Below are 21,168 nucleotides of genomic sequence, written 5' to 3'. Positions count from 1 at the left end.
ACTCGTTTCTTCTTTGCTGGTGCTAAGGTTTTTTTAAAGCTTTAGTTTCAGCTGCTGGCGATTCTTCAGATTCAATTTTTTTAAGTAATTCGTGACCAGTTCCTTCTGATGGATTTTGTGGAACTAGTTTGCCAGAGAAGGCCGATGAGAGAATTGATTGGCTAAGTGATTTGGCATTTTCAGCTATATCGTTCAATGCTTTCTTACTTTCTTCTAGTTTCCCAATACTCATATTAATTTCCGCGATAATTCTGCCTTGTTCCTTTAAAGGCGGGAGCGGTATAAGCATATTTGCGAGCTTGCTCAGTGTTACCCGTTTAATTGCGGCACCAGCCATGTCGCCAAGAATTTGTGCCTGGAATTCATTGCTTTTTAAAAACCACAGTAAATAGTCAGATGTAAGTCCAATAGATGGTCTTAGAAGTGCGACACTAGACAACATACTAAAAGGCTCATCTAAAGTATTTATTGTTGCAATGCCAGTGGTAGCGCCATCTTTAATTAAAAGGACATCGCCAAACTTTGGATCGCACCTCGAATATATTTCCTTATGAACAGATTTTGAGACGTATGTGATTTTTGTCAAATCAATGCCCCAGTCTTTAATGTTCTTAGCTGAAATATATTTAAAATCCCCTTTATCGTGATTTGGGGGTGAGTGATGTGTGCCGTCTGTCAACTTTTCTAGAATTAACTTTAAAGAAACCCACTCCCAAGACTTAGGAATTTCGAATGGAATTTCATCATCGGAAATTGGGGGAAGGTCTTCTTTTTCCTTTTTTTTGCTGTCGGTTGCTTGGGCTCGTTCGGCGCGGATGCGTTTTAGTAGTTCTGAAGCTGGTTCGTCATTTGGGTCCTGTGGAACGAGTTGGCCACGGAAGGCTTTTTGTAAAAGTGATTCGCGGTATTTGCCGATCAACTCTTCAGCTTTTGAAACACTTTCTTCGATAGTTTTGATTTTTTCTTGTGTGGATTCAATTTTTGCGACGATTCGATTTTGTTCTCCTACAGGAGGTAATGGGTATTTACGCTGTTTAAAGTCGCCTTGCTTAATAAATCCTGTCGCCGAGCCGCCTGCACCTTTTAGTACCTCGGGTTGGATGTGTCTTAAATAATAATATAGAAATTTACGACCTACTTCGTCAGAATATTTAGGTGAAAGCTTCCACATATTTTGATTTAGTACCGCCGGCAGAATTTCTTGTTTAATCCTACCTAGTTTTCCAGTAGTTGCGCCAACCATTACAATGACAACGTCACCATCATTTAATGAAAAATCTCTATACTTAGCTTCATAATCTTTCTGTGAGATAAAAATTGGATTATCCAGGTCGATATCGCCCGATGGTGAAATATTGGTGACCCTTAAGACAAAGACTCCATTTGGTTTAAACTCTGAAGATTTAAATGCGTAACCAGTTCGAAATGTAATAACGTCATCAAATTGCGCCTCTGCCCAGTTTGCAGGTAAAACTGAATCAGACATTCAAGCCCCCATGATCGCTCGAATTGAAAGCAATATTCATTAAAGTGTCTAATTCATTGTTAGTAGGGAGATGTTTTTTATTGCAGTAGTTTTTTACAAACTCTAAATCAATCCCATCAATAATCATATCTTTATACGCCCCACGAATCTTCTCTTCCGAAGAGAATGCCAATTTCAATCCCTCAGGTGTCTGAAAAAGATCCCGAATCTTCTGTGCTTGAATTTTTACTATCAACTCAGGGCTAGTACGATCCTCATCCCCATAAATCTCATCAAAATCAAGGCCCGCAAGTTTAGCCCGAGCAATCGCAACCGTTTCCTCATCAAGTTCCAAGATTTCTTCCGGATGTGGAACAATCTCAACTTTAGGTGCCTTATTATTGATTCTGCGAATGTTTGATTTGTCTTTTTCCATACTCACGCGACCACCCGAGAATCATAAAGGGCTTCTTGAATTCCATTTACTATGTTTTTCAAATTATCTGGCCCACCAACATATTGCTGAATGTCTTTAAATGATCCATATTTTCTCATAGTGGCGGTCTGCCAAAACTCCTGGCTGACGCTGAATGAATCAAAGGTAGAGTCTTGATAAACCTGCATCATATCGCGAATTAAAGCTGCTTGCTGTTCACTCGATCCGTTGAATTTATCGGGACTGATGGTCATAGCTTTTTTAGTGCGATCCAGTTTTGTTAAGAAACCAGATCCAAAAATCATATTGGCGATCACGTCGTATAGATCGACTTCTTTTAGCTGATATTTACTTTCAAAAATAGCTTCCAGTGACTGAACCTGAATACCTAACTCAATCGCCTCATTTTCTAGAAAGTGGCGGCGGGTTTTAATGTCTTTCCAAATTTGATTAAACTGTTCGACATTTTTGTATTTTTGAAGGAAGAGCTTTGATTGGAACAATGTAAATTGCTCGGCAGTCAGTGGCTTGCCATCGGCACCAGTAAATTGCAGGGACTCCGCTGCCATTTTGATCCGACCGCGCATGAAGTCTTCAGACATTCGGTAGCGAATTTGCTCGATAGTTTCTGGATCTGGTTCTTCAAAGATTCCAGTTGAAGGAACATCTTTCTCATCTTCAGCTGCTGGAACTGGCGCATCCGCATCGAGCGTGATTTCTTCCTCAGCAGAATTATAGGCTTTTGCCTCGGAATCAATCTCAATGGACCCCTCTTCGATGACTTCTACGGGATTATCATCCCATTCAGGGTCATTAAACAGGGCCGTAGAGTGATTGGCGTATTCTAGAATATAGAAACCAAGCTTTTCTTTGCGTTTATCTGGATGCGGATAAACTCGAGTACCTCGTCCAATGATCTGTTTGAATTCTACGATGGAGCCGATGTTTCTGAAGATCACCACATTTTTGACGGTTCTTACATCTACGCCAGTTGTGAGAAGCTTTGAGGTCGTGACGATAACAGGGTAGTGGTTCTCAAGATTTTGGAAGTCCTCAAGATGTGGGTACTTTCCGCTGTTGTCTTTGTCATTTCCAGTGATACGAACTGCAAATTCATGATTAAAGCCAAGGGTGTACTTTTGGTTGTATTTATCAAAAGCTTCTTGGCAGTACTTTGCCATATCCAAGGCATGGCGTTGATCAAGGCAGAATACGATGGTTTTGCCAGTGATGTCTGTTTCCCAAAGATGACGGAGCAAATGGTACGCAAATGCTCGTGTTCTTTCTGGGATGGAGAGGTCTCGCTCAAAGTTTGGAGTGAAATAGTCTTTCACCTCAATTTTTTTGCCCGCGACGTCTTTGATGTCTGAATGCTCTGGGCGATATCCCAGGGCATCGATATTGGAAGTTACACGTTTGATGATGTACGGACTTAGGAATCCGTCTTCGATCCCATCCTTGAGCGAATAATTAACAACAGGTTCCCCGAAGTAATCATAGGTATTGTTGTTTTCAGTTCTTTTTGGGGTCGCAGTCAGGCCAACTTGTACGGCGCTTGAGAAGTATTTTAAAAGCTCGCTCCAGGTGCCGTCTTCTTTGGCGCCACCGCGATGGGCTTCGTCAATTACGATAAGGTCAAAGAAGTCTTTGTCGAATTCTTTAAAGCGACTTGGTTTTCCCGTAGGGTTGCCTTCGTCATCCATACCCACAAGAGTTTGATAGATTCCGAAATAAACCGCGCGACCTTGTGGGAATTTATCGTCATCGGGGCTCATGCGATAGCAAGAGTCTTTGTCGAAGGCATTATTAAAGTCTTGGAAGGCCTGATCTGCCAATAGATTGCGATCAACGATGAAGAGGATTCGTTTCGAGATTCCAGATTTCCAAAGTTTGTAAACTAGCTGTAGGGAAGTGAAGGTCTTTCCTGTGCCCGTTGCCTGAGTAATCAGGATACGGTCTTTTCCTTTAACTACGGCTTCAACGGCACGGTTTACGGCCATTTCTTGATAGTAGCGAGGCTTACGACGTTTCCCCAACTGGGATTCATCATAGAAGTCATGAAGAATAGCATTAAGCTTTTCTTTACTTGGTTTAATCCCCGAATATTCAAGATACATCTGCCATAACTCGTCCGGTGAGTGGAAATTCGGAACGGTCTTTTGAGTGTTCTTTTTTAGGTCAAAGAACTCAATTTCAATTCCGTTCGTTGAATAGGCAAACCACAGGCCAAGCTTATTTGCATACTCCTTAGCTTGGGCGGCACCTTCGAGATGGTGTTCGGACTCTTTTTTGGCTTCAACAACGGCGATGGCTTTTGATGGGGCAAAGCGAAGAAGGTAATCAGCTTTTCTGGGCGTACCACGGCGACCGACTTTGCCGTCGAAATGAATTCGTCCGTCAGTGATTTGATATTCCCACTCAATCTGCCAGTCTTGGTTGCACCAGCCGGCATTCTTGAGCTTGGGATCAATAAGCTCTTTACGAGTCCGTGCTTCAGATCTCGCCATCTACCCTCCATGGGTCGTCCCGCTCATCATGAGCAAAAACAATGTTGTATTAGCTAATTAGCATAGGAAAAGGGGAGAAGTCGTGCAAGAACTGTGGCCACATATTTGTGTTTAGTTGCGGCGCGGTATCCTGTGGCTTGCGGAAGAAGGAGGGGGTGTTCTGAATTTTGAACATCAAGATATCTACAGATTGGTTTTATGACTTCTTGGGATAATTTTAGCACCCCAAAAAACGTCAATTTTACGTTGTCTGCTGCTTCTGTCGTGTCTCGGTGGATATTGAAGTTGAAATAAAAAAGCACCAAGTGGTCAGACTTGTTGCTTTGAAAAAACTTAAACCAAAGAGGGAGACCCCCTCAGTTTGGATTAAGCCGCAGCTTATTTTGTTCAAGGTAAATCTCCAAATCTTCCTGGGGCAAGCTCGATTTCGTGAGTCTAGTGCTCAGGAGGCAAATCTTGTTCGTTTCTCTCTTTCGAAATCATAGTACGAATATTTTTGGAGATCATTTTCGGAGCAAGACAAAATTAATGTCTGGTATAAGGCTCAAATTGTTCCAGGTTGTAATGCTGTATTTTGCTGAGTAAGAAAACACAAGCTCGCAGTATGGATGGGAAATTGATCATATCTATATGGCATCGCTTGGTGGTTCTGGCTATGTTTGAAATCTTCAGGCCTTGCAGTGGAAAAAATCGGCAAAAAAGTGATTCGGTTGGAGTTTCATTCTATCAGGTTTCGGTGGCGGTGTAGTTATGGCAACTAATCCCCCAAAAGGTGACGGTGACAGAAATTGGGGTAAAGACACTTAAGGGTATTTATAAAGAAAAGTGATTGAGAATAAAGCAGGGGGGCTTGGAACACAACTCGTGGTGTTCAAGGGGAAATTTATTCTACCTCTGGACTCCTTTAGAACTCTGGAATTGACTCAAAATTAACCGAAAAATAGGGGGAGCTCGGTGAAAAATTATTGCATTAGAAACTCCCAGTAAAATCTTATAAAAATTGAAATTACATATGTTTATTGCCTGTCACCCGTCAAAGTTTTGGTAGTCTTCTCTACGAGTTGATTTTTCTGGGCATCCTTTATTTAATACGAATTCGGCACTACCAAGGCCTGTTTGTAGATGCCAAAAACTATCCTTTAGGACTGAAATAGAAAATAAAACATACAATTATTTAATTATAGGCACGGATAATTTACTATCAATAAATGTCGGATTTAGTGGGAACGGGTACTTCAGGTCTTCTCGAAAAGATAAATAGTATTCTTAGCACGTTGTGTTGTGTTTCTATGGATCTTGGTTTGAATCCTGCAAAGGACCATCAAGTAAACTTCATTGACTTTCAAGATCTTCAAGAATTGAGGAGCGAGTTTTTGACTGCTTTATTCGCCAGTACGACTCGCTATGTATATTCGAAGGCAGAAGTGCAGAAAAGGTTGAGAGAACTTGCCGATAGAGCTGAAGAAACGGATGCTCATATTTTAATACACCAGGACGCAGTCAAAACATTTCGTACGAAGAATATTAAAGGGCAGTTCTCTGAACTGTTATTGTTTAATCTTCTTCAACATCACTTTAAGGCTGTGCCGCTGGTACGAAAAATGAAAATCACGACAAATCCTTCTTTGGAGCGCAATGGGGCTGACGCAATTCATGTTTCTATTAGTGAAGAGAAGGTGACATTATTCCTCGGCGAGGCAAAAACATATACCTCTAGTTTTAAGGCGGCATTTAAGAGCTCTTTAACTAGTCTTATTGACAGTTACAACAATTACAGAAGTGAGCTCAATCTTTATTTCTATAGCGAGTTTGTGGCACCCGAAGTGCGCCAGATAGCAAAGTCTTTTGTAAATGGGGATCTTAAAAGTGCAGAAATTCATTTGGTTGCACTAATTTCTTATGAAAGAACAAAAATTGACGGTAAAGCTTCAAGAGAAGAGATTCTTCAGCAGATTTTAGAAGATGTAAAAAAAGAGTGCTCTAAGATTTCCCAAGAGGACTATCCTCACTTTGGTAACCTTCCAGTTTCAAGGATCAACTATATTTTGTTACCTTTTGCAGATTTAGAGAAGTTAGTTCTGGCATTCCAAGAGAGGTTCTGATGTCGTCAGTAGGGGAGCCATTGATTGAAAAACTATTGAAGAATACACTCGAACTGTTTGCCTCAAAAGTTGGTCTGACTCAAGTTCCCCCTAAGCTAACTTTAGAGGAGATTGCGCAGCTACTCAACGAGGCAGATTCTTTATCTATGGTAGAAGGCGATCGACTTGCTCATTCAAAAGCTATTTCTTTATGTGGCCTGATATCTGAGATTGTGCCTCCAGAGGCGGAGGGGGCTGCGGCATATATTTCCAGAATTCTATTGAGGGTTGGGTTAGCACCCACTGCCAAAATGGTGCAATCCCAATTGAAGTATTGTTTCGATGAGGAAAAGAACAGTAGTTACTACCTTAACGATCTTGGAAGTTACGTAGATAACGCTATTGCCGCTGTGGGTGTTGCGTCAAATCAAGTAAGCGTAAATGGGTATATTCTAAATCTTACAGAGTTTCAGAAGAGGATATGGGATGCTGTTGATTTAAATTCCCATGTTGGCATTTCAGCCCCAACATCTGCCGGAAAAAGCTTTGTGATCTGTTCGAAGATAGTAGCTAACTTCGTAGGTAAGTCCGGTTCAGTGATATTTATAGTGCCGACAATTAGTCTGGTGAATCAAGTCAGCAGGGATATTTCTCGGATGACTAAGCAGTACGGAATAAGTGGGGTTAGGGTTTTCAAATCGTTCTCTAAGAGCACGGTCGCTCGGGATCAGACTCAGAGCAGAAATGTTTTTGTCGTGACCCAAGAAAGGGCTTCGGCATTTTTCCAGGAGAAGAGTTTAGATCGTGTCCTTCGGCCACTCACAGTTATTGTCGACGAGGTCCAGAATATCGAGCAATCAGGTAGTGACTCTAATGAAAGGTCTATGTTGCTTTTGGAGGTCATTCGTAAGTTTATTGAGGAGGTAAAACCTGATCGCTTTATTGTTTCGGGACCGAGAATTGCTAACTTAGAGGCAGTGCTATCATCTTGGGTGGAGGATGGACAGGGGCGCTGTGAGAGTGAAAAAGTTCCAACTGTTGTAAATGTTAGCTATGCCTTTAATGGGAAATCGAAAGACAGGAAGAATATTGTCATATCTCAGTATGTCGAAGGCTTTAAAACAGTTACCATGGAGGTTGCTGATAAATTTCAACTTCGTTCGCAGGTACTGATGAGAACCAAGTATAATGAGTCTACTTACAATTTTTTGGGTCATTTAGTATCCAGTCTCGAGTCAGATGGTGGAAGTTTGATTTTTGCAAAGTCTAGCACTCAGGCATTCAAAACGGCTTCAGAGATATCTAGGCAAGCTCTTGATGTATCAGACCACAATAGTTCTCTTATTGCATATGCGAAGGAAACAGTCCATCCCATGTACGGTTTGGCATCTTGTTTGGAAAGAGGGGTGGCTTACCATCATGGTAAGGTGCCAACACATATCAGGAATGCTGTAGAATCTGCATTTTCTTCTGGGCTGGTAAAAAGACTAGTATGTACTACAACATTGATGCAAGGTGTGAATTTGCCTGCAAAAAATATAATAGTCCGAAATCCCGATTTAACCTCAACGAGGAAATTGAGCGGCTATGAGTTCACTAATTTGAGAGGTCGTGCCGGACGCCTTATGAAGGACTTTGTGGGTAGAGCCATTATGGTCGATGAAGAGTCCTTTTCAGATGAAGAAATTTCTTTGGAGATCTCAACTGTAAAAGAATTGGATTATACGTATAGAAGTAAATTTGAGTCATTTAGAAACGAAATATTAGATATCGTTGACGGTTCAACAGAGTTGGTGGCAGCAGAAGGCGCTTCAGCAGAACTCGCAATATATATTAAACATTTGGCTTATAGAAGCTCAACTCAGGAAGCTGAAAGAAGATTGGCGAAGCACGGTATTTTTCTTTCGGGGTCTCAACTTCGTAAGATAAAAGATGAATTGACGAGTTTGACTGTTCCGCGTGAAGTTGTGTTATCAAATCCTTTTTGGGATCCTCATGATTTACAGCTCCTATTTGAGATGGCTACCTCTGGGGCGGTAAAAAAGATCACCAGAAATCCTTTAGGCACATTGAAAAAAGATATTGAAGCAGCTGCATCGTTTATGAATCTGCATTTTCCGTACTATGCAAAGAAGTACTTTGATGTTAGTGATTCGGGACGGCTGGGCTCTATTTGTTCATTTGCAGCCAATTGGGCTCGAGGAGCCTCTTTGCGAGATATCATTGAGCCTAGCAATTGGCCTATTCGAACGGCTAAAGATGTTGAAGATCGAATAGCGACCATAGCGGGCAGTATTCCATTTGGATTAACGAAGCTGCTTAAGCCTTTAGTTGAATGCCAAGATTCGGAGAATAAGATTCTGACTTATTTAGAGGCCGGATGCTATAGGGGTGAGCACAGAGCATTGTTGAGTCTAGGGCTGTCTAGGGAGGTGATTTTAAGGGCCTTGCCAGAATCCGAACTTTTTGCGACGGATGTTAAAGATGAAGACCTGGATATCCAAGATGTTCTTGCGAAGTTATGGGTCCGGAGTAAGTCGACGGACTTGTCAGACTGGGATCGTATACAGATTGATGATAGTGTTGGAATTGCAGATGTGTAGTTGCTTAAGTCGGAGAGGTGACTTCGAGATCAGTGTCTGATCCGACTCCTCAGGCATAGGGATCATAATCACTTTCAAACTGATTGGTCCAATCATTCGGATCACAGTACCTTGGGGCATAGACTACTTCCAACTTTATACGATCAGGGTCTTCAAAAAAGACGGCATAATAGTCGTCATCTCCGGAGGGTCCATTTTCATACAGGCAGGAAATACCATTTTTAACTAACACATCTTTGTGAAATCTATCGACCTCTTTTTTAGAGGATGCATAAAACGCGAGATGGTTAAGGCCTGTTCTTTTGCGATGAAGTCCCGCGGAAATATACTTTTCTTCGGTAGGGCAGATGCAGATTTTCATCGTACCGTCGGTATAGTTCGTATAGGTGGTGCGGCAGACTGTTCTTGTCCATCCCAGATTTAGTAGGATCAGATCGTAGAATAACAGGCTTTTTCGATAGTCTGATACATTCAAATCAAGATGGCTTAGCTTCGTCATTTGAAAAACTCCTAAGGGCTAATAGTCCTTCCAGCTCCGCCCCTTAATCAACAGATCTTTAATGATGGCATTACCAGACCCAACAGAAATCCGCACTGAAGCTTCTCCATTCAGAAGAGCTTTTTCCAGATCCCGTGCTTTCTCTTGCGGAACATAGTAGCGGTTTAAATCACTCTGAAATGTTCCGCCGACACAGTGTCCACGAATCCATTGCTCGCAGCTAGGATTAGGTCCATCTTCCATAAGCTCTTGCTTAGGACTGACACACATATCGGCTTGAGAGTGCTCCTTAACGGTACATTGAGTGCTCGCTTCATACTTAATCTTGAAGGTGAGATAGTGACCCGCAAGAAGATCTCTGGGGTCGTAGCCTTCGATAGGCAGGACAACTTCAGGCAAAGTTCGCGACAGATACTCATTGTAAGTAGTCAGGGCAAGTAGGATGGCTATGGGTATTGATACCGCAATGATCTGTTTTTTCATTTAATAAGACCTTGTAGGAGAGTTTCGATCTTTTTACGATTCTTGGTCCAAGCAAAAACTAATAAAATGGCGGCTAGGCCTGTGAGAATAAGTCCCATCCCTGTTTGCAGAAGATCTACCATCGTGCGGGTGTAGATTTCAAAAATTTTGAACCCGACCAAAATAAGTACGAAATTATAGACAGAAGCATATCCCCGGCTGAAAAAGAAGAAGGCCCACACAAGCAGACAATAGATCGACAAAGCAATAGTAGGGATGTCTGAAATGGAATCATTGGCCGAAATGAAGACGAGGATATTGCTGACGATCAAGCCGGAAGTGAGTGCTATTTTTTCTGCCTTTTTAAAGGCTGAATCACTCCATAGGACGATACCTAGTAGCAAGCTTAGCGCGTATTGGGGAGCATACAAGACAAGCTCATTGGTGCTAGTGCTAATTGAACTATTGAATGAAGAAAGGCAAAGAAGCCCAAGCCACATAGCAACAGTATAGTAGGTCAGGGATTTGCGAATGGGGCTCGGTGCAAGAACTCTATTGATGCAAAGGACAACAAGAGTCAGAGAGTAAATAAAAAATGATGAGGGCTCCGCCAGTACTTGTTTTAGCGGGGGCCAGGAATAGCAGGCGCTTAGAAGTGAAAACCCAAAGACACAGCTCCATAAAAGCGGAACGAAGATATGCCGAGCATAGGTAAGGATCATCAGAGTCATGGCAGACCACAGAAGACCGGTTTTGTAGCCGTCACCTTGTAAGTTGTAAATCTGAGCAATCAGCCCGATCATCGCAAAACAGAAAAGGCTGAAGAAGGCAATCAGGCTGTCCTTGATAGTAGGTGAGTCATTTCTTCGAATAACAATGGCGCTGCCTGCAATAATCAGTACAGCAAATCCACCGATCAATTTTAGCCCCGCAGGGATATTTTCCCAGTTGGAGGCGACGATGGCGATGACTCCCAAAACAATCGTGGCAATCCCCAGAATCAAAAGGCTCAGTTGCCCCCAACGAACTTTGGGCTGATTACTTTCATAATTTTGAATGTGCACAAGCTGCTCGTCCGAAATCAGCTTATTGCTGTTCCATTCTTCGAGCTTCTTTAGGATTCGAGACATAGGTACTCCTCACTGTCGGCCTAATTCTTAAAACGCAGAGCTCTCAGCACGCCTGCTTGATCAGCCAAAATCATCAAATCTTTATAAGCAACGATGTTGTTGAAAGTCCCAGGCCATTTACCTTCAGGTTTCCAGACGGACAGCAGGGCTTGGTTTGCTCTGGAATACACATACAGCCCCTCTTCCCCAGGAAGCAGGATTCGATCCTGGGAATCAATCGAAACGGAAGCATAGCTGAGACCCTTGGTTGGCACCTGGAGGGTCCATTCAAGTTGGCGAGTCTTTAAATTGAATTGATAAATTTTCCCGTAAATGTCTGAAACAACCAAATGATCACCGCGCACAATCGGTTGGCTGATCAAAGACCCCGTGGTGTTGAATATACAGTAATCCTTCCCACTGGCCTTTTCGTAACAGGACAGTTGGCCAAATTTTAAGTTCTTATAAACGTCCCCGGTAGGAAGGCAGACGACGTTGTTCCAAAGAACGGGAATCCCCCAAACGGACGTGGGTAAAGGTTTTTCCCAGACAACTTTTCCAGTCTGCAAATTGATCGCGAAGGCCTTGGTGGGAGCTTCTTCAAATCCCGCCTCCAGACCCGATCCGATGTAAGCCTGTTCATCATCCACGGCGGGAAACGTGTCAAAATGTCCAAACGGAGCTTGCCAGACTTTTTGCATTGTTTCGGGATTGATCGCATACAAGCCGTCCTTACCCGCAGGAAAAAGCAACAAGGATTGATCCGGGGTTTTTGTGTAAACCGCGGCTCTTTCAATATGGCCGGCCGTTTGGAAAGCTCCGACGAATGCTCCAGACGTAAGATCGAAAGAATAGATACGGGCATTGTAGGTTAGGTGTATTCCTTCGCCAACATAGATCTTGTTATTGGCAATCACAGGGGATGCCATGACAGGTTGGCCGATTTCGAATTTTCGCAAGAGCTGTCCGCTTTTTAGATCCACCTCAATCAAGCGGCCTTTTTCCAGTCCGGCGAATAAAGAGTCACCAGTCACCAAAGGTAAACCAAATACGACACTTTTTAAAGGAAGCTCCCAAACTACTTCCAGATCGTTGGAAGACGTCACGGCAGTGGCTGTCGTCGCGAGCGAAGGCTGGTTTGTATGTTCATAGTTTCGGTCCGAAGGCTGTGGCGACGCGTTTTGCAGTTGAACCCACCAAAGCGGGTAAGGCCCGTTTGAAAGGTGCTGGGCCCCTTTGATAGCGCCATAGACAATCAAGTTCGACACCAGTGCCAAGGCCAGAACCTTTGGCTTCATCAGAACCTCAAAAAGTCTTTTGGGTCCTTCGGCTTTCAATTCAAAACCGAAGAGTGCTGCAAGCCAAGTCGCCACGCTGGTTAAGATCATTCCAATGATTGTAAACGGTAATACGACCGTGGGAATAATGGCTAATTTAGTTGCTTCGTCTAATTGTCCCGTGATTTCCATCAATCCAAACACGTTCACCTTCTTTAAATAAATGACTTGCTCTGAGAATTTCCCCAACCGCAGGAAGACTCATTTCACGTGCAACAATGGCACAGTGAGATAGCACTCCGCCACGCGCAACGATGATGCCTTTAGCCCGCTCAAAAAGGGGCGTCCACCCCGGATCGGTAGCTTCGGCGACCAGGATGTAGTTGTCCGGCCAGGAATTCAAATCTTCGTCTTCGGGGTTGTTTACAATGTGGATAACACCAGAGGCAATACCCGAGGACAAAGAAACACCTTTGATCAGGGGAGCTGAGGAACTGGCACTGGCATCCTCGGTAAGAACTTTTTTGAGTTCCCCCAAGGAGAAAGTCATCGGCAGATCCACCGCTTTGAGTGCTTTGGCTAACTGCTTTCTTTTTTGTATCAGTGCTTGAAGCTCTGACAGGTCCTGGTTCGGCGTCAATGAAAGGATCTCATTCAGGTTGAGCCAGAAGATGTCATTCCCCAGATTTATCTTTTCGGCAATTGCCAATGCTAGCCAGCGAATCTGCGCATAAGGTTTCATGACTGCCATTTTGTTTTCTTCACGAATCTGCAAAAGTTTCTGAAGCTCTTGGAATTCCTGTTTGAAAACGGGTCTTCGCAGGCTTGAAATCTTTTGCAGGACTTCATCAAGAAGGGCATTGGTTTTGGGCGCCTGTGCTTTGTTGGCGCTAGGCTTGTATTGTGGACGCTGGGTTTCAATCCAGCGTGGATGGGAAAGTTCCAGCTCCCCAACGCCGCGGTGGCCATAGCGCGACAGGAATGAATTCCATTTGTCGTCCGAGTCTACGACAGCCTTTAGTTCCTGATTCATTTCACTAGCCAGCGTTTGCAGACTGGTGCCGGTTAGGAGTTGCAATGAACTTTCGGCTTCTTCCTTCCCTAGGTCTTTTTGAATAAGAGCCAAAAGACCTTGAGTGGTGGATTCAATCAGCAGAGTCAGTAAAAAGGTTCCCTGCATAGCCGTGGATGAAAACAAATCACAGAGAGCCTTTAGTTTCTGCTGCTGGGACTGCAACGATTCAGTCTGACATTCCGCTTTGAGAGAAAACGCATCCTGATTTACTTGTGAAATGGATTGGGTCGAAGCTAGAACTTTTTTCGCAAGTTCACGGCGTCCGGTTTGAACATTCCAGGCAACGGTGATCATTTTGAAAATGCCATAGGGTGCCCGCGCCAAGATTGGCAAAGACAGCTTGCTCCAGGCAAATTCAAGATGTGGGCGAGGGTGGGGGGCCACACGGTATGGGGACTTTCCAAAATACACCGGCTCCAAAGAGTTCAGGTTAAGAAATGCCCGGCCGTAAACCCGATCCAAGAGGCTGAATTTCTCAGCTCTGTTTCCAAGGCCCTCGTACCCGATAGATTTCAGAGCCAGGTCATAGGCTTGGTTTTCTGCAAAAGTTCGCTGCCAAAGATCGAAAGTCAGCTCGGTCGGCAGACCCGTCCATTCGGCAAAGGTATGTCCGTCCCAAGTGGTATCCAAGGTGTGCTGTTCGGAAAGTCTTTGCCACTCTTGATCTAAAATCTTGCGATTGCTGGAGGGAGCCGCCATGGCAGTGATCGGGCGGGATTGCAGAATCCAGAAGTGTCCTTCCTGGTCAATGGCCCACTCCATATCCACTTTATAGCCAAATTCTTTTTCAACCTTCAGGCCCCATTGAACAATCGTTTGTAAGTACTCGGATCGCCATTTTTTTGGCAAAGTTGAATGACCTTTGTCATCAAAGCGGTAAGGGGTCACCTGGCCGGAAACGAGCTGTTCGCCCTGGCCTTCAACGACTTCCACCAGCCATGAGCCCTCGGGATTTCGGGGGTCCACCGAAAAGAAGACTCCTGAGTACTGTGAATCAATCATACGTTGCACAAGAACGTGCATGGGAATTTGCGGCTGTTCAAAGTGGGAAGCATAAGCTTTGCTGGCGGTGCGATGAACGGCCTGAAAGCAAGTTTTGACAGCCGACTGCAATTCTTCTGCGCTTTGAAGGTGCAAGAGTGTTACAAACTGGCCGGCATAACTAAAATCGCCACTGTCTTCTCCAGATGCCGAGCTTCGTGCGGCCACAGGATAAGAGCCCATGTCATGCCACCACTTCAGTAACGGGGCGAATTCTGCCGCCGTCTGGGGTTCGTGAAACACAACAGAGCCAGAAGGAACTGGGAAGTCTTTTTGCAGCAAATGGGCAAGGGTTGCTGCCTTACCGCCCATCAACTTAATTTCTGAGGCCGTGGCATTACGAATATCCTGAAACGCCGCAAGTTCCGCTTCCATAAATGTATCCTTTAGGCAAAAGGACTATCACTTTTAGCAATGGGGAGCAACACCCATGGCCGGAATGACGAGCCCCTATTGACAGGTAAAACTCAGTATTGCGTTGAGCCAACAGTACATTTTCCAACTCCCGAGATGATAAAAGTTATCTATGTCGAAAGCATCCCTCTCCAAAGAACAAACCCGCACCCTCTGGCTAAAATCCCAAGGCCTGTCTGAATCCAACCCCTTCGGCAGCGGCCCCAAAGCCACCGTGAAAGCCATCCAACACTTGGGCTATGTTCAGATCGACACCATCAACGTGATTGAACGGTCACACCATCATATTTTGTATTCCCGTATCCCGGATTATAAACGATCCCACCTGCACAAGGCGCAAAGCAAAGATAAGACGGTCTTTGAATATTGGACCCACGCTTTGGCCTATGTCGCCACTGATGATTTTAAATACTTCATCAACGATATGAAACGCCGACAGAAGAACCCATCCCAATGGTATTCCTCCGTCACCGAGGCCGATGTCAAAAAGATGCTAGCGACAGTTAAAAAGCAGGGGCCGATTTCTATTCGCGATGTAACTGACGATGTCTTGGAAGAAAAGAAACACCCATGGGGAAGTAAGAAACCGTCCAAGAAATTCCTGCAATGCGGTTTCAATGGTGGGGAGCTAGTCATCGCCGAACGTTTGGGGATGCTAAAAAAGTACGACCTGACCGAGCGCCATTTCAATTGGTCCAAAAGACCCAAAGCCGCGACTTCTAAAGAAGTCACCGAATACAAACTGGATCGGGCCTTAAAAGCTCAAGGTGTGATCAGCCTGGATTCTGCGGCGTATATGGAAAAAGCAGAGCCCAAAAAAGAGATCTTAAAAGCCATTGAGACCCGCGTGCGTAAATGCACCTTGATCCCAGTTCAAGTCAAAGAATTGGAGCGAGTTCATTTCTGGGCAGAACCGGAGCTTTTAGAAAGCATCCCCGAAGACGTCAATCATCTGACGCACATTCTGTCACCCTTTGATCCGTTGGTGATTCAGCGAAAACGCTTTCATATGTTCTTCGATTACGACCATCGCTTTGAAGCCTATGTGCCAAAGGAAAAGCGCAAGTACGGCTACTTCACGTTGCCGGTGATCATCGGCGATCAAGCCGTGGCTGTTTTGGATTTAAAAACCGACCGTCAAAAGCAGGAACTGCTGATCCAACAGTGGAGCTGGCTGGGTAAGCACAAATCCAAAGCCAATAAAACCTTGATCGAGCAAGAACTGCATCGTTTTGAAAAGTTCCAGTTGGATAAATAATCTGAGTCCGACTTCTGTTTTTCGTTAAGGGGAAATAAGTCTTCCCTTAATGCAACTATAATAGTAACATTAAGTCTTCAAGGATTTTCTCTTAAGGAGCTTCGATGAACAACCACGCCCTTTTTCAGCCCTTCCAATTCAAAGGCCTGAACCTTAAAAACCGCATCGTCATGGCGCCAATGACGCGCCAAAAATCTCCAGATGGAATACCAACCGAAGACGTAGCCAAGTACTACCAGCGTCGCGCTGAAGGGGAGGTGGGTCTGATCCTTTCAGAAGGCACCGTGATCAATCGGCCGGCGTCGTCGAATGAAAAAGACGTTCCGCACTTTCACGGCGAAAAATCCCTGAATAAATGGAAAACCGTGATCGAAGCCGTTCATCAAGCTGGCGGTAAGATGGCACCACAAATCTGGCACATGGGAAAAATGAAACCCAGCGCTTCGGGCTGGCTGCCATCGACGGCGTTTGAAGGCCCGGCTGAAATGTCCTTGGAAGACATTCAAAATACCATCAATGCCTACGCACAAGCTGCTCTTGATGCCAAGAATCTGGGGTTTGACACCGTCGAACTTCATGGGGCGCACGGTTACCTGATTGATCAATTCTTCTGGCCGGGTATGAACACGCGCACGGATGACTTTGGTGGCACGACGATCACGGAAAGAAATCGTTTTGCCGTGGAAGTGGTGAAAGCCGTCCGCGCCAAAGTGGGCCCGGACTTCCCGGTGATTTTGCGTCTGTCGCAGTGGAAACAGCAAGACTATAACGCCAAGGTCGCAACGACTCCGCAGGAGATGGAACAGTGGCTGTTGCCTTTGTCCGAAGCCGGCGTGGATATCTTCCACTGCTCGCAAAGACGTTTCTGGGAACCTGAATTCGCGGACTCGGATTTGAACTTCGCAGGCTGGGCTAAAAAGATCACGGGCAAGCCGACTATTACGGTGGGGTCGATTGGTCTGAGTGGTGGTGACTTTATCAACAGCTTCCGAGGGCAGGGGGCCGAAGCTGGTGGCCTTGAAGAACTGACCCGCCGCCTTGAGCGCGGGGACTTTGACCTGGTTGCTGTCGGTCGTGCGCTTTTAACCGATCCCCAGTGGGTGAAGAAAGTGAAAGAAGCGCGCACGGGCGAACTGAAGGGGTTTAACCCTGCAGACCTTGCGGTACTGACCTAGGCAGTTTTTTTGTTACTGGCATAGAGTGTTTTGCAGACGCTGTGAAATTTTTAAAAGGATTGCGTGATAGTCCCCGCAGTCCGTCACAACGGTTTGGGCATGCTGTTTGGATGGCTCCACGAACTCGTCATGCATGGGACGAACCTGCAGCTCGAACTGCTTTTTGACTCCTTCAGGGGTGCGCCCGCGTTCATGAACGTCGCGATGTAAGCGGCGTTGAAAGCGTACGTGTTCGGGGGTGTCAAAAAAGACGGCTTCGTCCAGCTCGGACCGGACTTCGTGCGAGTGCAGAATTAAAATGCCATCCACAATGATGACCTTCTTGGGACGCTCAAGCAGTGTATCACTTTTGCGCGAGTGGGTGACAAAGTCATAGATCGGCACGTGCAGGGGCTGACCCATTTTCAATGTCTGAAGCCCCCGGGCCAATAACGTGAAGTCTAAGGCGAGAGGATGATCAAAGTTCACCGAACCGCCGTCGCCGTCAAAGCGGGCGGACTGGTCGATGTAATAGTTGTCCTGATAAAGGATGCTGCAGTTGTCGGAACCCAGCATCTTTTGCAGTTCTTTGGCGAAATATGTTTTTCCAGAGCCGCTGCCGCCAGCGACTCCGATAATATGGGGACGGCTCATAACACCTACTTGGTTTGGAACAGACGGTCGCCGGCATCACCCAGGCCCGGCACCAGATAGCCCATGTCATTCATCTCGGTTTCGATGTTGACCGTATAGACTTCAACATCCGGATGATAGTGATGGACCTTGTTAAGGCCCATTTGGCTGGACAGAATGCTGATCACTTTAATTTGACCGACGCCGTAATTTTTCAAACGATCAATGGCGGCAATCATGGTGTCGGCAGTGGCGATCAACGGATCACACAAAAGCACGTCTTTGCCTTTGATGTCCTGGGGCATTTTGAAATAGTATTCCACTGTGTTGTGGATGAATTTGTCGCGATAGATGCCGATGAAACCCGTGCTGGCAAAAGGCAGCATGGAAAGAGCGCCATCCAGCATGCCATTTCCGGCCCGCATGATGGACACCACGATGGGCGCGCGCACAATACGCTGGGCTTCGGTTTTGGCAATCGGGGTTTCAATCGCAATGCGTTCCATGTGTTGCCAGTCGCGCATGGCCTCGTAAACCAGAACCTTGGAGATTTCTTTGACGATCTCGCGGAAATCCTGGGAATACGTGTTTTTGTCGCGCAGATAACCCAGCTTATGACGAAGCAGGGGGTGATCGATGACTTTGACTTTTGAATTCACAAAAATACTCCTTAAAAATAAACCTTAGAAAACAGTGCCGTCGCTTTCAATTTTCAGTGGCGGAGAACTATCCGCACGCAAAGCTTTCGCAGCCTTGCGGCCCGCCCACCAAGTGCCGCCTTCAAGAACTTTTGCCAGCGGGAATTCCGACGGGGATTTGTTCAGTTTGGTCTGAACCTGCTGCCCGATACGATCCAGCAAAGACACTGTCAGACCACGCCATTCAATGATCAGCTCCGAATCCGGACGATGGCTTTGTTCGGCCATGCCGGGGTCCTTCAAAGAAATCAGACCGCGATCCAGCAGCAGGCCGCCGTTGCGGTATTCAGCCAGACCCGTCAGTTTTTCGACTTCGGTGATTTCAAAGCCGGATTCCAACAGCGGTTCAATCAAGGAATAGGTCATCCACTGGGAAAGCTTGTGGAAGGCCGCAAGGCCCCCGGGAACTTTTGAATAGTTCCAGATATCCCCCAGATTCACGCCTGCCACTTTCACGCGGCCCGGCCAGATTTCGCCCAGGCCATCAAGCACCGCGCGCAGCAACTGCGGTCCGGTCACGCGCTTTCCATAGCGTAAATTCAAATAATCCACCAGGCAGCCGGGACGGCCGCCGGGGAACAGGTCCTTTTTCTCGGTGATGGTTTTTCCCAAATTGCGGAGCAGGGCCAGACGACCCTCAACGCCGATCAGTGGATTTTGCGCGCTGACCTGAAAGACTTCAGAGATTTTTTGTGCTGTCAGGTTTTGCAGGCCCTTGGCCGTCGCCTGCAGTGGTTTATCAGCATCGTCAGACAGAACGCCTTCCATGAACAGATAGAAGCTTGCAACACCCAAGCCCTCAGAACGGGCAAAATCTTTTTGAGTGCTCTGTTCGTGGAAGGACCAGACATTCCCGGCCCCTGCATCCAGCAACACGGAGGTGATCACCAGATCCAGCTTGATGCGGGCTTTTTCCAGAGCGTCAAAATTCTGAATCTGCTCTTGCAGAATCTTTACGCGATCAATGCCGCCTGCGCGGAAGTGTCCCCAGCGCGAATGGAAAGGGATTTCCAGGGCCGGGTAGTTCTGACGGATCACTTCAATGACATAGTCCACAATCGGTTCAAGCTGGTCGTCGTGATAGTGGAAGTGAGTCTGGCCTGATTTGGTCAGCTCCAGAATCTTTTCTGCGCTTTGACGGATGGCCAAGGGCGACAGCAAGAAATCCAGGTCCTGGGCTGAATAGGTGTGAGAGTTATTCATCAATGGGTCTCCCCAGAACTGTTTCCAGTTCTTTGGTGGTTTTTGTTTCGCCCGGGTTGAAATAGCCCGCAGCTTTCTTGGCTTCGATTTCAACTTGTGCATCGGCGGGAATCAGTTCCGCCGGGATGGAAATGCGGTTGATGACTTCAATGCCGCTTTTTACAATGGCGTTGTATTTCATATTGCTCATCGAATGCAGGTTGTGGATTTTGGTGATACCAAAGAAATGCAGGATGTCCGGCATTAATTCCTGGAATCTGGCGTCTTCAACCCCGGCCACACATTCAGTGCGGTGGAAGTAAGTGGAAGCGGAATCGCCACCGACCTGACGTTTACGGGCATTGTAAACCAGGAACTTGGTGACCTCACCCAAGGCCCGGCCTTCTTTGCGATAGTAGGCAATCAGACCCACGCCTTTACGCTGAGCAGTTCTGGCGGCATCTTCAATGCCATAGATCAGATAAGGGCGGCAGGTGCAGATGTCTGAACCAAACACGTCGGATCCGTTGCATTCGTCATGCACCCGGCAAGTCAGTTCCACTTGCTCGTTGGACAGATCCTGAGGGTTTCCGAAAATATACACTGTCGTACTGCCGATCGGTGGCAGCATCACTTTTAAATCAGGACGGGTTACGAGTTCAGGGAACATGCCTCCAGTTTCTTGGAACAGGATCTTGCGCAGGTCACCTTCGTCCACGTTCAGGCGCTTGGCGATACCCGGAAGATACCAGACGGGTTCAAGGGCGACCTTCGTGATTTTGATGTCTTTGTTTGCCAGAATGATTTTGCCGTCGACTTTCAGGCGGCCGGCATCAATGGCCTGATGGATCTCTGGAATCTGCAAATGCGCTTGTGTCACCGCGATTGTGGGGCGGATGTCGTAACCGGCTTCATAAAGATCTTTGAAGTGAATGGGAATATCCAAGCCCCAAGGATCGATGGACACGATTTTGTCCGGGTCAGACCAGGACGGGAATGGTCCCATGCGCACCGGACTGTCGGTGTTGTGCAGGTCGGGTTTATGCGTTGTCGAATAAGACCCTTGTGCAATGGACAGCGCACGATACACAGCATAAGAACCACTGTGGGTTCCGATGGCGTTTCTTTGCTTAACGTCGGTCAAAGAACCAATGACGGGTCCGCGTTGCATGGGGTTTCTCACGCCCCAGTGAATCGGAAGGCTGTCCTTAAACACCTGGCTTGAGTGAGAGGTCAGAATAACGTGGGCTGCTCTTTTCATCTTATAAATCCTT

At 46.0% G+C, this 21,168-nt stretch carries 16 protein-coding genes; 4 read left to right on the top strand and 12 right to left on the bottom strand.

Annotation, left to right across the window (positions count from 1 at the left end):
• Positions 1-22: 22 nt before the first annotated feature.
• From ACES2G_RS12085 to hsdR, 3 genes are read right to left on the bottom strand one after another with little or no spacing between them, the layout of a single operon-like run.
• Complete coding sequence (locus ACES2G_RS12085) at positions 23-1,486, bottom strand: restriction endonuclease subunit S (RefSeq protein ID WP_374000291.1); 1,464 nt, start codon at positions 1,484-1,486, stop codon at positions 23-25.
• Entirely contained in the window at positions 1,479-1,901 is a 423-nt protein-coding gene (locus ACES2G_RS12080) for a hypothetical protein (protein ID WP_374000290.1), read from the bottom strand. The genes ACES2G_RS12085 and ACES2G_RS12080 overlap by 8 nt, the downstream gene beginning before the upstream one ends.
• A 2-nt stretch (positions 1,902-1,903) precedes the next feature.
• The gene (hsdR, locus tag ACES2G_RS12075; protein ID WP_374000289.1) at positions 1,904-4,408 is read right to left on the bottom strand and encodes an EcoAI/FtnUII family type I restriction enzme subunit R; all 2,505 of its coding nucleotides are present in this window, start codon (positions 4,406-4,408) and stop codon (positions 1,904-1,906) included.
• A gap of 1,289 nt (positions 4,409-5,697) precedes the next feature.
• Here hsdR and ACES2G_RS12070 point away from each other — a divergent pair.
• Positions 5,698-6,510 (top strand): DUF1837 domain-containing protein, encoded by an 813-nt coding sequence (locus ACES2G_RS12070; RefSeq protein WP_374000288.1) that lies wholly within the window; start codon positions 5,698-5,700, stop codon positions 6,508-6,510.
• A gap of 20 nt (positions 6,511-6,530) precedes the next feature.
• Positions 6,531-9,092, top strand: coding sequence for a DEAD/DEAH box helicase (locus ACES2G_RS12065; RefSeq protein ID WP_374000287.1), 2,562 nt, complete (start codon positions 6,531-6,533; stop codon positions 9,090-9,092).
• Between the two features lie 49 nt (positions 9,093-9,141).
• Here the strand turns inward: ACES2G_RS12065 and ACES2G_RS12060 are convergent, their stop codons facing one another.
• Genes ACES2G_RS12060 through ACES2G_RS12040 form a run of 5 tightly spaced genes read right to left on the bottom strand, consistent with a single transcriptional unit; the run spans position 9,142 to position 14,930 of the window.
• A complete protein-coding gene (locus tag ACES2G_RS12060; RefSeq protein ID WP_374000286.1) occupies positions 9,142-9,591 on the bottom strand; it encodes a VOC family protein in 450 nt (149 codons plus the stop codon).
• Positions 9,592-9,609: 18 nt separating this feature from the next.
• Positions 9,610-10,074, bottom strand: coding sequence for a GDYXXLXY domain-containing protein (locus tag ACES2G_RS12055; protein ID WP_374000285.1), 465 nt, complete (start codon positions 10,072-10,074; stop codon positions 9,610-9,612).
• Positions 10,071-11,183 carry a DUF2157 domain-containing protein gene (locus ACES2G_RS12050; RefSeq protein ID WP_374000284.1) on the bottom strand — a complete coding sequence of 371 codons (1,113 nt, stop codon included), beginning with the start codon at positions 11,181-11,183 and terminating at the stop codon, positions 10,071-10,073. Before ACES2G_RS12050 ends, ACES2G_RS12055 begins: the two co-directional genes overlap by 4 nt.
• 20 nt (positions 11,184-11,203) lie before the next feature.
• Positions 11,204-12,643: a PQQ-binding-like beta-propeller repeat protein gene (locus ACES2G_RS12045; protein WP_374000283.1), complete on the bottom strand. Its 1,440-nt coding sequence runs from the start codon at positions 12,641-12,643 to the stop codon at positions 11,204-11,206.
• Positions 12,597-14,930: a PEP/pyruvate-binding domain-containing protein gene (locus tag ACES2G_RS12040; protein WP_374000282.1), complete on the bottom strand. Its 2,334-nt coding sequence runs from the start codon at positions 14,928-14,930 to the stop codon at positions 12,597-12,599. Before ACES2G_RS12040 ends, ACES2G_RS12045 begins: the two co-directional genes overlap by 47 nt.
• 151 nt (positions 14,931-15,081) lie before the next feature.
• Here ACES2G_RS12040 and ACES2G_RS12035 point away from each other — a divergent pair, with 151 nt between their 5' ends.
• Together ACES2G_RS12035 and ACES2G_RS12030 are read left to right on the top strand one after the other, a co-directional pair.
• The gene (locus ACES2G_RS12035; protein ID WP_374000281.1) at positions 15,082-16,227 is read left to right on the top strand and encodes a winged helix-turn-helix domain-containing protein; all 1,146 of its coding nucleotides are present in this window, start codon (positions 15,082-15,084) and stop codon (positions 16,225-16,227) included.
• Positions 16,228-16,331: 104 nt separating this feature from the next.
• Positions 16,332-17,402, top strand: coding sequence for an NADH:flavin oxidoreductase (locus ACES2G_RS12030; RefSeq protein ID WP_374000280.1), 1,071 nt, complete (start codon positions 16,332-16,334; stop codon positions 17,400-17,402).
• A 12-nt stretch (positions 17,403-17,414) separates the two neighbouring features.
• Here ACES2G_RS12030 and udk read toward each other — a convergent pair whose 3' ends face one another.
• The 4 genes from udk to ACES2G_RS12010 are packed head-to-tail and all read right to left on the bottom strand — an operon-like array spanning position 17,415 to position 21,155.
• A complete protein-coding gene (gene udk / locus ACES2G_RS12025) occupies positions 17,415-18,035 on the bottom strand; it encodes a uridine kinase (RefSeq protein ID WP_347358570.1) in 621 nt (206 codons plus the stop codon).
• A gap of 5 nt (positions 18,036-18,040) precedes the next feature.
• The gene (gene upp / locus ACES2G_RS12020) at positions 18,041-18,673 is read right to left on the bottom strand and encodes a uracil phosphoribosyltransferase (RefSeq protein WP_374000279.1); all 633 of its coding nucleotides are present in this window, start codon (positions 18,671-18,673) and stop codon (positions 18,041-18,043) included.
• Positions 18,674-18,697: 24 nt separating this feature from the next.
• A complete protein-coding gene (locus ACES2G_RS12015) occupies positions 18,698-19,915 on the bottom strand; it encodes a URC4/urg3 family protein (protein ID WP_374000278.1) in 1,218 nt (405 codons plus the stop codon).
• The gene (locus tag ACES2G_RS12010; RefSeq protein WP_374000277.1) at positions 19,908-21,155 is read right to left on the bottom strand and encodes a GTP cyclohydrolase II; all 1,248 of its coding nucleotides are present in this window, start codon (positions 21,153-21,155) and stop codon (positions 19,908-19,910) included. Before ACES2G_RS12010 ends, ACES2G_RS12015 begins: the two co-directional genes overlap by 8 nt.
• Positions 21,156-21,168 lie beyond the last annotated feature (13 nt).

The sequence above is a fragment of the Bdellovibrio bacteriovorus genome, from assembly GCF_041888015.1.
Lineage (GTDB): Bacteria > Bdellovibrionota > Bdellovibrionia > Bdellovibrionales > Bdellovibrionaceae > Bdellovibrio.
The sequence above is the reverse complement of the archived record's forward strand: the minus strand, read 5'-3'. Positions and strand labels throughout refer to the sequence as shown.